Annotated in this window: 12 protein-coding genes; 5 read left to right on the forward strand and 7 right to left on the reverse strand. The window is 70.2% G+C overall.

Features of this window, described 5'->3' with window-relative positions:
- Window positions 1-24: 24 nt before the first annotated feature.
- The 4 genes from I8N67_RS16045 to I8N67_RS16060 are packed head-to-tail and all read right to left on the reverse strand — an operon-like array spanning window position 25 to window position 3,409.
- Window positions 25-1,005 carry an ABC transporter permease gene (locus I8N67_RS16045; RefSeq protein WP_307835253.1) on the reverse strand — a complete coding sequence of 327 codons (981 nt, stop codon included), beginning with the start codon at window positions 1,003-1,005 and terminating at the stop codon, window positions 25-27.
- A complete protein-coding gene (locus tag I8N67_RS16050) occupies window positions 1,002-2,258 on the reverse strand; it encodes a betaine/proline/choline family ABC transporter ATP-binding protein (protein WP_200303775.1) in 1,257 nt (418 codons plus the stop codon). Before I8N67_RS16050 ends, I8N67_RS16045 begins: the two co-directional genes overlap by 4 nt.
- Window positions 2,251-2,898, reverse strand: coding sequence for an ABC transporter permease (locus I8N67_RS16055; protein ID WP_200303813.1), 648 nt, complete (start codon window positions 2,896-2,898; stop codon window positions 2,251-2,253). Before I8N67_RS16055 ends, I8N67_RS16050 begins: the two co-directional genes overlap by 8 nt.
- Before the next feature lie 28 nt (window positions 2,899-2,926).
- On the reverse strand, window positions 2,927-3,409 hold the full coding sequence (locus tag I8N67_RS16060; RefSeq protein ID WP_200303776.1) for an Lrp/AsnC family transcriptional regulator: 483 nt from the start codon (window positions 3,407-3,409) through the stop codon (window positions 2,927-2,929).
- A 122-nt stretch (window positions 3,410-3,531) separates the two neighbouring features.
- Here I8N67_RS16060 and hppD point away from each other — a divergent pair, with 122 nt between their 5' ends.
- Window positions 3,532-4,704, forward strand: a complete 1,173-nt coding sequence (gene hppD / locus I8N67_RS16065; RefSeq protein ID WP_200303777.1) for a 4-hydroxyphenylpyruvate dioxygenase — start codon at window positions 3,532-3,534, stop codon at window positions 4,702-4,704.
- A 225-nt stretch (window positions 4,705-4,929) separates the two neighbouring features.
- Here the strand turns inward: hppD and I8N67_RS16070 are convergent, their stop codons facing one another.
- A complete protein-coding gene (locus I8N67_RS16070) occupies window positions 4,930-5,124 on the reverse strand; it encodes a hypothetical protein (protein WP_200303816.1) in 195 nt (64 codons plus the stop codon).
- 97 nt (window positions 5,125-5,221) lie between these two features.
- On the opposite strand from I8N67_RS16070, the gene I8N67_RS16075 reads away from it, so the two are divergent.
- On the forward strand, window positions 5,222-6,622 hold the full coding sequence (locus tag I8N67_RS16075; protein ID WP_200303778.1) for an FAD-binding oxidoreductase: 1,401 nt from the start codon (window positions 5,222-5,224) through the stop codon (window positions 6,620-6,622).
- Between the two features lie 82 nt (window positions 6,623-6,704).
- Here I8N67_RS16075 and I8N67_RS16080 read toward each other — a convergent pair whose 3' ends face one another.
- The gene (locus tag I8N67_RS16080; RefSeq protein ID WP_200303779.1) at window positions 6,705-7,118 is read right to left on the reverse strand and encodes an SsgA family sporulation/cell division regulator; all 414 of its coding nucleotides are present in this window, start codon (window positions 7,116-7,118) and stop codon (window positions 6,705-6,707) included.
- A 287-nt stretch (window positions 7,119-7,405) separates the two neighbouring features.
- Between I8N67_RS16080 and I8N67_RS16085 the strand changes: the two genes are divergently transcribed.
- Complete coding sequence (locus I8N67_RS16085; protein ID WP_200303780.1) at window positions 7,406-9,016, forward strand: RDD family protein; 1,611 nt, start codon at window positions 7,406-7,408, stop codon at window positions 9,014-9,016.
- Between the two features lie 151 nt (window positions 9,017-9,167).
- Window positions 9,168-9,866: an RDD family protein gene (locus tag I8N67_RS16090; RefSeq protein ID WP_200303781.1), complete on the forward strand. Its 699-nt coding sequence runs from the start codon at window positions 9,168-9,170 to the stop codon at window positions 9,864-9,866.
- A 155-nt stretch (window positions 9,867-10,021) separates the two neighbouring features.
- Here the strand turns inward: I8N67_RS16090 and I8N67_RS16095 are convergent, their stop codons facing one another.
- Entirely contained in the window at window positions 10,022-10,363 is a 342-nt protein-coding gene (locus I8N67_RS16095; RefSeq protein WP_200303782.1) for a hypothetical protein, read from the reverse strand.
- Window positions 10,364-10,850: 487 nt separating this feature from the next.
- Here I8N67_RS16095 and I8N67_RS16100 point away from each other — a divergent pair, with 487 nt between their 5' ends.
- Complete coding sequence (locus I8N67_RS16100; protein WP_200303783.1) at window positions 10,851-13,202, forward strand: immune inhibitor A domain-containing protein; 2,352 nt, start codon at window positions 10,851-10,853, stop codon at window positions 13,200-13,202.
- Window positions 13,203-13,289: the final 87 nt, after the last annotated feature.

Genomic DNA, 13,289 nt, shown 5'->3' on the forward strand with positions numbered 1-13,289 from the left:
CACGGTGTCTCACGGCACGTGGTCTCACGACCCCGCCTCCAGCCCCCGGGGCCGCAGCACGACTTCCGCCAGGGAGGCGAGCCAGTCGACGAGCAGGGCCAGGGCGACCGTCAGGATCGAGCCGAGCACGAGGACGGGCATGCGCTGGTTGGTGATCCCGGTCGTGATCAGTACGCCGAGGCCGCCGCCCCCGCCGAACGTGGCGAGGGTCGCCGTGCCCACGTTCAGGACGAGGGCCGTGCGTACGCCCGCGAGGATCAGCGGTACGGCCAGGGGGAGTTCGACGCGGGCGAGCACCTCCGCCGGGGACATGCCGATGCCCCGGGCGGCTTCGAGGAGCGTCGGGTCGTTCGCCTTCAGGCCGGCGATCGTGTTGGAGAGGACGGGCAGTACGGCGTAGACGATGATGCCGATCAGCGCCGCCCGGCGGCCGATGCCCAGCCAGATCACCAGCAGCGCGAGCAGGCCGATGGCCGGGGTGGCCTGGCCCGTGTTGGCGACGGTCATCGCCACCGGGGTGGCCCTGCGGAACGTCCGCCGGGTCAGCAGGATACCCAGCGGGATCGCGATGACCAGCACGAAGAAGGTGGAGATCGCGGTCAGTCGGATGTGCTGCACCAGGGCCTGCCACACCTGCCCGTTCGACAGCGCGTTCTCGGAGATCGAGTCCAGCTCGGCCTGCCGGAACCAGATCCAGGTGATGAGCAGGACGACGACGAGGACGGAGGGCAGGACGGTCAGCTTCTGCCAGGTCAGCGGGGTGGGGGAGGGCTTGCGGGGTGGTGGGGTCTCGTCGGGCGCGGGCGCGGGCGCGGGCGCGGGCGCGGGCGCGGTGGCGGTGGCGGTGGCGGTGGCGGAGGTGGTGGCGGAGGTGGTGCCGTCCGGCGGGAGGGTGGCCGGGAGGCCGAAGTCCACGTCCGGCGCGGTCGCGTCCGGCGCGGGCGGACCCGTGGTGCTCGCGTCCGTGGCGTTCCCGTCCTTGGAGGGCACACCCGTGGCGGTCACGTCGCCCCCTCCCCTCCGGCCGCCGCACCCTCCTGCTCCGCGCGCGTCTGCCCCGTGCGGGCCTCCTCCAGTGCGTGCTGGTGTTCCAGCGCGTCCATCCGGTCGGCCTCCAGGAGCCCGTGGACGGAGTTGAGCAGGGTCTCCATGTCGACGACGCCGGTGTACTGGCCGTGCCGCCCGGTGACGGCGACCCGCCCCGCGTTCTCGGTCAGTACGGCCTCCAGGGCGTCCCGCAGGGAGGCGTCCCCGGTGACGGTGTCGTGCACCGGGGTGCCCGCGCGCGCGAGCGAGCCCTTGGCGCGCATCAGGTCGCCGCGCCGCAGCCACTTGAAGGGCCGGCCGCGCCGGTCGAGGAGCAGGACCTCGTTGGTGGAGCTGGCCCGCAGCCGGTTGAAGACGTGCTGGAGCGGGTCGCCCATGTTGACGGTCGGATAGTCGGTGACCTCGACATCCCGTACGCGGGTGAGGTCGAGCCGTTTCAGGGCGGCGCCCGCGCCCACGAAACCGGAGACGAAGTCGTCGGCCGGGCTGGTGAGGATCGCCTCCGGGGTGTCGAACTGGGCGATGTGCGACCGCTCCCGCAGGATCGCGATCCGGTCGCCGAGCTTGATCGCCTCGTCGAAGTCATGGGTGACGAACACGATCGTCTTGCGCAGCTCGCGCTGGAGCCGGAGCAACTCGTCCTGGAGATGCTCGCGGGTGATCGGGTCCACCGCCCCGAACGGCTCGTCCATCAGCAGGACGGGCGGATCGGCGGCCAGCGCCCGGGCGACACCCACCCGTTGCTGCTGGCCGCCGGAGAGCGCGCGCGGATACCGGTCGCGGAACTCGCCGGGGTCGAGCCCCACCAGGTCCAGCATCTCCGCCACCCGCGCTCTGACCCGGGACGCGGACCAGCCGACCATCTTCGGTACGAGCGCGATGTTCTGGGCGACGGTCATGTGCGGGAAGAGACCGGACGACTGGATCGCATAGCCCACCTCGCGCCGCAGCTTGACCGGATCAATGCCGGTGACGTCCTCACCATTGATCCGGATGGCACCACTGGACGGCTCGATCAACCTGTTGATCATCTTGAGTGTTGTCGACTTGCCGCATCCCGAAGGCCCGACGAGCACGACTGTCTCGCCGGCGTTGATCCGCATGGTGACGCTGTCGACGGATGATTGACGACTGCCTGGATACCGCTTGCTGAGGTTGACCAACTCGATGGTCGCCCCGGTGGTGGAGTGGTTGGCGGGGTGGTCAGCCACGGATCCCCCTCGGAATCGTCAGCCGCCCGAGCAGCACATACGCCGCGTCGAACAGCAGCGCGAGGGCGACGATCCCGAGCGCGCCCGCGAGCACCTGGTTGAGCGCGTTCGCGCTGCCCAGCGAGGCGATGCCGCGGAAGATCTCGTTGCCGAGGCCCGGCCCCGAGGCGTACGCGGCGATCGCGGCGATGCCCATCAGCATCTGGGTGGAGACCCGGATGCCGGTGAGGATCGGCGGCCAGGCGAGCGGCAGTTCGACACGCAGCAGCCGTAGGGGCCGGGACATCCCGATGCCCTTCGCCGCGTCCACCAGCAGCGGATCGACCCCGCGCAGTCCCACGACCGCGTTCCGTACGACCGGCAGCAGCCCGTACAGCGTCAGCGCGATCACCGTCGGCGCCACACCCAGCCCCACCACCGGGATGAGCAGGCCGATCATGGCGAGGGAGGGGACGGTGAGGAGCGCGGAGGTGGTGGTCGTGGCGAGCCCGGCGGCCCACTCCCGCCGATACGTGGCGACACCGATCAGCACACCGGTGACCGTGGCCACGACCATGCACTGGAAGACCGCGCCGGCGTGCTGCCACGCGTCGAACAACAGCTTCTCGTGGTAGGTGCCCACGTACTCCCAGAAACTCACCGGCATGTACCCCCAGGGTCGGCTACGTCTACGTCGTCGTCTCCGGGTCTTCCGCGGCCTGCTCCACCAGCGGGATGATCCGCAGCGGAACGGGGTTCTCCATGACGATCGCCGTGGCGGCCCGGACGATGCCATCAAAACCGACGACCCGGTCGATCACCCGCTGGAGATCGGCGTTCGAACGGGCGACCAGCCGGCACAGCATGTCCCCGCTGCCGGTCGTCGTGTGCAGCTCCAGCACCTCCGGCACGGTCGCCAAGTGCGCCCGTACGTCCGCTCCTTGCCCCTGCCGGATCTGCAGCGTCGCGAAGGCCGTGACCGGGTAGCCGAGCGCGGCCGGGTCCACCTGGGGCCCGAAGCCGCGGATGACTCCATTCGACTGAAGCCGGTCGAGCCGCGCCTGGACCGTGCCACGCGCGACGCCGAGTCGCCGTGACATCTCCAGCACCCCGATCCGCGGCTCGCGCGCGAGCAGGACGATCAGCCGGCCGTCCAGATGATCGATCGCCATGGGACCTCCCGGGATGGTCATCCTGTACAGAACCCTGGTGATTATGGGTACTGCGCTGGGCGGATTGTCCAGTTCGAGCACGAACTGTTGCACATCCTGTGGACAGGGAGCAGCCTGCGGCCATGACGCAGACCACCCACCACGTCCCCCACACCGCACGGCAGGCAGATCCCTTCCCGGTCAAGGGAATGGACGCTGTCGTCTTCGCCGTGGGCAACGCCAAGCAGGCCGCCCACTACTACTCCACCGCCTTCGGCATGCGCCTCGTCGCCTACTCCGGCCCCGAGACCGGCAGCCGTGAGACGGCGAGCTACGTCCTGGAGAACGGCTCCGCCCGGTTCGTGCTGACCTCCGTCGTCAAACCCGCCACCACCTGGGGCCACTTCCTCGCCGAGCATGTCGCCGAGCACGGCGACGGCGTGATCGACCTCGCCATCGAGGTCCCGGACGCCCGCCGCGCGTACGCCTACGCCATCGAGCACGGCGCGCGTTCCGTCACCGAGCCGTACGAGACGAAGGACGAGCACGGCACGGTCGTCCTCGCCGCGATCGCCACGTACGGCACGACCCGGCACACCCTCGTCGAGCGCACCGGCTACGACGGCCCGTACCTCCCCGGCTACGTCGCCGCCGACCCCGTCGTCGAGCCGCCCGCCTGGGGGCCCCTCCCGGCCGAAGGCTGGGGGAGCACGTTCCAGGCCATCGACCACTGCGTCGGCAACGTCGAGCTCGGGCGTATGAACGAGTGGGTCGAGTTCTACAACCGGGTCATGGGCTTCACGAACATGAAGGAGTTCGTGGGCGACGACATCGCCACGGAGTACAGCGCGCTGATGTCTAAGGTCGTGGCGGACGGGACCCTGAAGGTCAAGTTCCCCATCAACGAGCCCGCCATCGCCAAGAAGAAGTCCCAGATCGACGAGTATCTGGAGTTCTACGGTGGCGCGGGCGTCCAGCACATCGCGCTCAACACGAACGACATCGTGCGGACGGTGCGGGCGATGCGGGCGGCGGGGGTTCAGTTCCTCGACACGCCGGACTCGTACTACGACACGCTCGGGGAGTGGGTCGGTGATACTCGCGTGCCCCTGGACACCCTGCGTGAGCTGAAGATCCTCGCGGACCGTGACGAGGACGGGTATCTCCTGCAGATCTTCACCAAGCCGGTCCAGGACCGGCCGACCGTCTTCTTCGAGATCATCGAGCGGCATGGGTCGATGGGGTTCGGCAAGGGGAACTTCAAGGCGCTGTTCGAGGCGATCGAGAGGGAGCAGGGGTTGCGCGGCAATCTTTGAGGGGCGGGAGGGGGTGGGGGTTTTCTGTGGTCGGGCGGCCGCGGGTCGCTTGTGGCTGGTCGCGCAGTTCCCCGCGCCCCTGGAAGACGGCCCTTCGGGCCGGTCATTCCTGACCGCGCGAGGTTCGTCGCCTGCGGGTTCGTCGTGGTTGCTCGCGCAGTTCCCCGCGCCCCTCAAAGACACGGCCCCTGCGGGCCGAAACGCACGGGGCGCAGCCCCTGCTTCTCAGGGGCGCGGGGAACTGCGCGACCAGCCCCCACCGGGCCCGCAGGTGACATACGGGTTGAGGCGCCGCGCCTCACCCGCGTGGCGGCGGGCCGCCGCCGACAGCCCCAACGCCCGCTCGACTCGGCCCGATGACCGCCCCCGGCGCCGCGCCGCCCGCCCCGTCCGCCCCGCGTTCTCCGCTTCCCCAGACATGCCGTTCACTGTGCGTCAATACGACGACCCGCATCCCGCGCCCCAAGGCTCGCGCCGACGGGTTCACACCGATGGCCGTGAGTGCGAGCCTTGGATCATGAGCCGTATTCAAGCCCCCCGCGACGAGACGACCGGCAACCTCGTCGACCGTCTGCTGAGCGGCCTGCCGGCGGAGTCCGTCCTCACCGATCCCGACATCACGGCCTCGTACGCCAACGACATGGCGAGCTTCTGCGAGGCGGGCGCCCCCGCGGTCGTCGTACTGCCCCGGAGCGTCGAAGAGGTACAGCACGTCATGCGCGTCGCCACCGGGCTGCGCGTCCCGGTCGTCCCCCAGGGCGCCCGTACCGGCCTCTCCGGCGGCGCCAACGCCTCCGAGGGCTGCATCGTGCTGTCCCTGACGAAAATGGACCGGATCCTCGAGATCAATCCGGTCGACCGCATCGCCGTCGTCGAACCCGGCGTCATCAACGCCACCCTCTCCCGGGCGGTCAACGAGCACGGCCTCTACTACCCGCCCGACCCCTCCAGCTGGGAGATGTGCACGATCGGCGGGAACATCGGCACGGCCTCCGGCGGGCTGTGCTGTGTGAAGTACGGGGTGACCGCCGAGTACGTCCTCGGACTGGACGTCGTCCTCGCCGACGGCCGGCTGATGTCCACCGGCAGGCGGACCGCGAAGGGCGTCGCCGGATACGACCTCACCCGGCTCTTCGTCGGTTCGGAAGGCTCGCTGGGCATCGTCGTACGCGCGATCCTCGCCCTCAAGCCGCAGCCGCCCCAGCAGCTCGTCCTCGCCGCGGAGTTCGCGTCGGCGGCGGCGGCCTGCGACGCGGTGTGCCGGATCATGGCCGGCGGGCACGTGCCCTCACTGCTCGAACTCATGGACCGTACGACGGTGAAGGCCGTCAACGACCTGGCGCACATGGGCCTGCCGGAGACGACCGAGGCGCTGCTCCTCGCCGCCTTCGACACCCCCGACCCCGCCGCCGACCTCGCCGCGGTCGGCGCGCTGTGCGAGGCCGCGGGCGCCACCCAGGTGGTACCGGCGGACGACGCGGCGGAGTCCGAACTGCTGCTCCAGGCACGGCGGATGTCGCTCACCGCGCTGGAGGCGGTGAAGGGCACGACGATGATCGACGACGTGTGTGTGCCGCGCTCGAAGCTCGGCGAGATGATCGAGGGCGTGGAGCGCGTCGCCGAGAAGTACGACCTGACCATCGGGGTCTGCGCACACGCCGGCGACGGCAACACGCACCCCACCGTCTGCTTCGACGCGGCAGACCCCGACGAGTCCCGGCGCGCCCGCGAGTCCTTCGACGAGATCATGGCCCTCGGCCTGGAACTCGGCGGCACGATCACCGGCGAGCACGGCGTCGGCATCCTCAAGAAGGAGTGGCTGGCGCGCGAGATCGGCCCGGTCGGGATGGAGATGCAGCGGGCGGTGAAGGCCGCCTTCGACCCGCTGGGCCTCCTCAACCCGGGCAAACTCTTCTGACCCGCGCGACGACCCGCGCGACGACCCGCGCGACGACCCGCGCGACGACCCGCGCGACGACCCGCGCGACGACCCGCGTGCCTCACTGGGCGAGCAGCTCGGCCAGGCCGTCGTCGATGCGCAGCATGTCGAACTCGGCGCCCGGCGGGACGATCCGCAGGGTCCGCTCCAGCCAGGCCGACACGGCGGGGGCCGGCGCTTCGAGCAGCGCGTCCCCGTCCGGCGAGCTCAGCGCCATCAGTACGACGCTCCGGCCCGACACCTTCGTCGGCCACACCCGTACGTCCCCGTGCCCGCACGGCCGGAACACCCCTTCGACGAGCAGCTCCCGCGCGAAGGTCCAGTGGACCGGACGGTCGGAGTTGACGTGGAAGGTGATGTGGACGGCGTACGGGTCGTCGCTGCGGTAGCCGAGCTTGGCCGCCACGGCGATGCTGCGCTCCGGCGACAGGACCAGCTTGAGCTCCAGTTCGCGTTCAACGACGGTGTGCCGCATGGTGATCATTCCTCTCTCGTACGGGGCCCTGTGGGCGGGCCCGTACGAGTGAGAGCGGAGCGGGGCCCCAAGCATTACGCGGTTTCGCGAAAGTTTTTCCGACGAGTTCACCGACGAGTTCACCGACGAGTTCACCGACCGGTTTGCGGCGCCCGGCGGCACCACCGTTCCGTATCAGATCCGTGCGCGAAAGGGGCGGGTCCGGCGGCAGCGGTATGGGGACCAGCCGGCGTCTGGTAGATCTGGATGCCCTCTATCAACCCCCGAGCAGATACGGGACGACGGACATGAGCGCCCCAACCCCGGCCCCCGGCGACGACAGGCCCCGCGAAGGGTATTACCCGGACCCCTCCATTCCTGGATATGTCCGGTACTGGAACGGTGCCTCCTGGGTGCCGGGCACGAGCCGTCCGGCGCCCTCCGACGGCGAACCGCTCGCCCCGCCGTCCGGCCCCGGCGCGGGCGGCGTGGAGGAGACGGGCCCGCACTTCTTCGACGAGGACCCCGATCCGGCCCGCCCGGCCTCCGACAGCACCCTGCACGGCTCCCGCCCCGAGCCCGCCTCCGCGTGGGGCGCCGACCGCTCCCGCCAGACCGGCTTCGGTGGCGACAAGGACCGCCGGGTCTCCTGGGGCTCCCCGCCCGGCCCCGCCGCCGGCCCGGCCGACCCCCGGATGTCCCTCGCCGCGGCCCCGGGCGACGACGCCGACTCCGGGCGTACGGCGAGCACGGACGGTACGGCGACCATCCCGCCGGCGGACGTCGAGGACGACGCCGGTGTCCCCGAGGGCACGGTGGTCTTCCGGCGTCCGAACACGTCCGGGCGCCCCCAGCCGGCCGAGGGCACGCCCGTGCCCCCCGGTGTCTTCGGCGCCCCGCTGACCAGCGCCCAGGTCGCCGCCCAGCAGGCGCTGGGCCTCGCTCCGCAGGGGTCGCAGCAGGGTGGTTCGCCGCAGGGCGGGCAACAAGGCGTGCAGCCGGGCGTGCAGCAGGGGCCGCAGTCCGGTGCCACGGCCCCGGCGGCCGCCGCGATCGCCCCGGCGACCCCGGCTGTCCCTGCCACGCCGGTCACTCCGGTCACTCCGGCCGCACCGGTCACTCCGACCCCTCCGGCTCAGCGTCAGCCGCAGTCGCCCCAGTTCGGCGGCGCCTTCACGCAGCAGCCCGCGCCGACGCCGGCGCCGACCCCGCAAGCCCCGCCCTCACCCGTCCCGCAGCCCGCGGCGGGCGTGCCCCCGCAGGCCGCCTCCCGGCAGTCCGGCGAAGCCCCCATGGCCGTCGGCTCCGGTGGCGGACAGCCCTCCTGGGCGCAGCAGGTGCACCGGCTCGCGGAGGGCGAGGGGGAGCAGCTGGTCGCGCCGTGGAAGCCGGTGGTGGAGGACCCGTTCCAGGCGGTCGTGCGGCGGCAGGCGGAGGCCCGGCCCGCGGGGTTCGGCCGACGGCTGGTCGCCCGGCTCCTGGACAGCCTGATCGTCGGCGCCGTCACGGCCGTGGCGGCGGTGCCGTTCGGCACCCAGGCGGTCGACCACGTCAACGACAAGATCGAGGCGGCCAGGCTCTCCGGCGAGAAGGTCACCGTCTGGCTGGTCGACGGCACGACCTCGGTCCAGCTGGGCATCATCCTCGGCGTGCTGTTCGTCGTCAGCGCCCTCTACGAGGTGCTGCCCACCGCGAAGTGGGGCCGCACCCTCGGCAAGAAGCTGCTCGGCCTGGACGTCCGGGACATCGAGGGCCACGAGCCCCCGTCACTGGGCCGGTCCCTGCGCCGCTGGCTCGTCCACGCCGTCCCCGGCCTCCTCGGCATCGGCGTGATCGGCATCCTTTGGTGCCTCATCGACAAGCCGTGGCGCCAGTGCTGGCACGACAAGGCGGCCCACACCTTCGTGGCGGGCAAGTAGCGGGCAAGTAGCGGGCAAGCGGCGGGCAGGCAGGTCGCACGGGCGTCGCATTGGCGTCGCACGGGCCGGACGGGGGCGTGTACGGAAACCTCGTACCCCGGACGGCCCCGTGCCGGATGCGGAGCCGGACGGTTCGCGGTCGACTCGGGCCATGAGTACCGAACCGCCGCCCTTCGGCTCCGGTCCGTCCCCGGACGACGACCCGTTCAAGAAGCAGCAACCCCCGCCGCAGCAGGGCGGCGGCTCCCCGTACGATCCGCCGCCCCAGGAACCGCCGCACGGGAACCGGCCGCCGGACGGGAGCCAGCCGCCGCCCTACGGTGGGGGTCCCTACGGTGGTGGCGGTCCCTACGGCGGTGATCCCTACGGCGGCGGGCAGCACCCCAACGACCCGCTCGTCGGGATGCCGCCGCTCGCGGACAGCGGGAAGCGGGTGCTGGCGCGCATCATCGACATGATCCTGGTGGGGATCGTGGTGGGGCTGCTGGCATGGGCGTTCAGGGTCAGCCAGTACACGGTGGACTCGGGGGACTTCGAGTTCGGCAAGTCCCTGGCACAGGAGGCGCTCGCCGCGATCCTCTACATCGCGTACGACACGTACTTCACGGTCAAGAGCGGCCAGACCCTCGGCAAGCGGCTGATGAGACTGCGGGTGGCGAACCTCGACGACGGCTCCACGCCCTCCACACAGACCGCGCTGACCCGCGCGGCCGTGCTGTGGATCCCCTTCGCCTTCTGCTGCGCCTGCATCTGGACCGCGATCGCGGGCGGCTGGAGCTTCTTCGACAAGCCCTACAAGCAGGGGCTGCACGACAAGGCGGCCAAGACGGTGGTGGTCAGCACCGGTTGAGGCGTCGGGGCTCGAGCGAGGCGTCGCGGGGGTCGAGCGAAAGACGGCGGGTCCGTGGTCGCGGGCCCGCCGTAACCTTTCAGCGGTCTGTCACCCGGTGCCGTTCACGAGCCCGTGCCGTTCACGAGCCCGTGCCGTTCACGAGCCCGTGCCGTTCACGAGCCCGTGTGTTCGCGCACCGGCTTCCGTACCGCTTCGGATTCCACGGCGACCGATGCCGATGCCGATGCCGATGCAGAGGCAGAGGCAGAGGCCGGGGCCGCGAAGGACGCGGAGGTCCTGGCGCGACGCGCGGCGGTGGCGCCCGGTGCGGGCTTCCGGGCGGGCTTCGGCAGCGGCACGGTCAGTGCGACGAGCAGGCCGAGGGCGAGGGCGGAAAGGGCGATCACCGCGATGCCCACGCCGGAACTCGTCTGTGACAGCAGCAGCATGGCGAGGGTGGACAAGATCACGGTGCAGGAGCCGTAGGCGAGCTGTGCGGTCGTCGGACGAGGCATGGCAATCGTGTCCTCGGGTGGGTCTCCCCGTGCCTCTCACGATGAGGGGAGGGTTACGGATACGAATGAAAGGTGAAGCCGTGCTGTCGGCTTGGCTTCCGCCGACTTCCGGCGCTCCGCCAATCGACTCTATTCGCCAGGGTGCCCGAGTGGAACGACGGGTAAGCGTGACCTGACACACGGTGCCGGGAGCATGGGGGGCGCACGGGGTCATGGGGTCCATCAGGCGGACGCATATGCGCGCCGGTCGAGTGCCGACCGGCGGTGGTCGAGTGACGGGTGGGCGATACATGTAACGCCCGTAAAACGAACAAGCGCTTCCTGTGGACGCCGATAGCGCACTTGACCTGTACAAGTCAAGATCTGTCTTTTATCTCGAACCTCCGGTCGAATGGCGTCACTTGACTACACGCGTATACCGCGCGCGGACATCCTCCACACAGGGCCACCCCCGTCCGCGCGAACGGGCGCGGGGGGAGGACCTCAAGTGACCAGTAGACCCTGGACGTTCAGAGCTGCCGCGATCGGCGTCGCACTCGCCACGGCCGCCGCGACGATCTCGACCCTCACGGTGGCGCAGGCCGCCGAAGGCACGTCGACGGCGTCCGTGGACCGGCATGACCCGGCGGACCACGAGCACGCCGACCATGACCTCGACGGCCCCCTGAGCAAAACTCAGGAGGCCCAGCGCGAGGAGGCCCTGCAGCAGGTCTTATCCGGCGACGCCACGGTCAAGGACCGTGACGGCTCGCAGGTCGTGCGGCTGAAGAGCAAGAAGGGCAAGAGCAAGTACGTCGAGCTCGGCCGCGAGAAGACCGACAGGATCTTCACGATCCTGGTCGAGTTCGGCGACCAGATCGACAGCCGCTACGGCGGCACCGTCGGCCCGGCGCACAACGAGATAGCCGAGCCGGACCGCAGCCAGGACAACTCGACGGCCTGGCAGGCGGACTACGACCAGCAGCACTTCCAGGACCTGTACTTCGGCACCGGCAAGAACACCGAGTCGATGAAGAAGTACTACGAGAAGCAGTCCTCGGGCCGCTACTCGATCGAGGGCGAAATCGCCGACTGGGTCAAGGTCCCCTACAACGAGGCCCGCTACGGCAACAACGCCTGCGGCCAGTCCACCTGCTCCAGCGTGTGGAACGTGGTCAGCGACGGTGTGACGTCCTGGGTCGCCCAGCAGAAGGCAGCGGGGCGCACCGACGCCGAGATCAAGGCGGACGTGGCCGAGTTCGACCAGTGGGACCGTTACGACTTCGACGGCGACGGCGACTTCAACGAGTCCGACGGCTACATCGACCACTTCCAGATCGTGCACGCCGGTGAGGACGAGTCCGCGGGCGGCGGTGTACAGGGCGAGGACGCCATCTGGGCCCACCGCTGGTACGCGTTCGGCTCCGACGCGGGCTCGACGGGCCCCGACAGCAACAAGCTCGGCGGCGCGAAGATCGGCGACACCGGTATCTGGGTCGGCGACTACACCATCCAGCCGGAGAACGGCGGCCTCGGTGTCTTCGCCCACGAGTACGGCCACGACCTCGGTCTGCCGGACCACTACGACACCCGGGGTGGCGACAACTCCACCGGCTTCTGGACCCTGATGTCCTCCGGTTCCTGGCTCGGCACCGGCAAGGACGCCATCGGCGACCTGCCCGGCGACATGACCGCCTGGGACAAGCTGCAGCTCGGCTGGCTGGACTACGACACGGCGAAGGCCGCGACGAAGTCGAAGCACAAGCTGGGTGTCGCGGAGTACAACACCAAGGACAAGCAGGCCCTCGTGGTCGAGCTGCCGAAGAAGACGGTCACCACCGAGATCGTCGCGCCGGCGCAGGGTGCCAACCAGTGGTGGAGCGGCAGCGGTGACAACCTCTCCAACACGCTGACCCGTTCCGTGGACCTCACGGGCAAGTCCTCGGCCGCGCTCACCCTCGACGGCTGGTACGACATCGAGGCCGAGTACGACTACCTCTACACCGAGGTGTCGACCGACGGCGGCGCCAACTGGACGCCGGTCGACGGCACGGTGGACGGCGCGGCGATCCCGCGCGACGCCAGCGGCAAGCCCGCGCTGACCGGTTCCTCCGTCGACCACAAGAAGCTGTCGTACGCCCTGGACGCCTACGCGGGCCAGAAGTTCGGCCTCCGGTTCCGCTACTCGACGGACGGCGGTGTGGCCCCCAAGGGCTTCGCGGCCGACTCGATCGCGGTGACCGCCGACGGCGCGGTCCTCTTCTCGGACGACGCGGAGAGCGCGGACGCGGCCTGGACCGCGAAGGGCTTCTCCCGCATCGGCGCGGGGATCACGGACGACTACGCCCAGTACTACATCGCCGAGAACCGTCAGTACGTGTCGTACGACAAGACCCTGCAGGTCGGCCCGTACAACTTCGGCTTCTCGACCACGCGTCCGGCCTGGGTGGAGCACTTCGCCTACCAGAACGGTCTGTTGATCTGGAAGTGGGACACCTCGCAGGCGGACAACAACACCAGTGTCCACCCGGGCACGGGTCTTGTCCTTCCGGTCGACTCGCACCCGGCGGCGCTGAAGTGGGCCGACGGCACGGTGATGCGCAGCCGGATGCAGTCCTACGACTCGCCGTTCAGCCTGTACCGCACGGACGGTCTCAAGCTGCACAAGGCGGACGTCCTGACGAAGATCCCGTCGTCGAAGGGTGTGTCGACGTTCAACGACCGCACCAACACGTACTACGACGCGGCGGCCCCGCTCGCCGGTGTCAAGATCACTGACACCAACACCAAGATCAAGATCGTCAAGGAGGCCAAGGACGGCTCCACGATCTCGGTCCAGGTGGGCCCCGCAGTGAAGTAAGCAGCATTTCCGCAGGTCAGAGCATGTCCGGCCGCGACCCCCTTGGCGGGTCGCGGCCGGACGTGTTTAGGTGCGTGGTGTGACTTC

It is taken from the genome of Streptomyces adelaidensis (assembly GCF_016598475.1).
GTDB classification, from domain to species: domain Bacteria; phylum Actinomycetota; class Actinomycetes; order Streptomycetales; family Streptomycetaceae; genus Streptomyces; species Streptomyces adelaidensis.

Coding starts and splice junctions, on each gene's coding strand:
- I8N67_RS16080 (WP_200303779.1), bottom strand. CDS start 7,118: ATGCGGCACACCGTCGTTGAACGCGAACTGGAGCTCAAGCTGGTCCTG.
- I8N67_RS16095 (WP_200303782.1), bottom strand. CDS start 10,363: ATGCCTCGTCCGACGACCGCACAGCTCGCCTACGGCTCCTGCACCGTG.
- I8N67_RS16075 (WP_200303778.1), top strand. CDS start 5,222: ATGAGCCGTATTCAAGCCCCCCGCGACGAGACGACCGGCAACCTCGTC.
- hppD (WP_200303777.1), top strand. CDS start 3,532: ATGACGCAGACCACCCACCACGTCCCCCACACCGCACGGCAGGCAGAT.
- I8N67_RS16070 (WP_200303816.1), bottom strand. CDS start 5,124: ATGTCTGGGGAAGCGGAGAACGCGGGGCGGACGGGGCGGGCGGCGCGG.
- I8N67_RS16085 (WP_200303780.1), top strand. CDS start 7,406: ATGAGCGCCCCAACCCCGGCCCCCGGCGACGACAGGCCCCGCGAAGGG.
- I8N67_RS16060 (WP_200303776.1), bottom strand. CDS start 3,409: ATGGCGATCGATCATCTGGACGGCCGGCTGATCGTCCTGCTCGCGCGC.
- I8N67_RS16090 (WP_200303781.1), top strand. CDS start 9,168: ATGAGTACCGAACCGCCGCCCTTCGGCTCCGGTCCGTCCCCGGACGAC.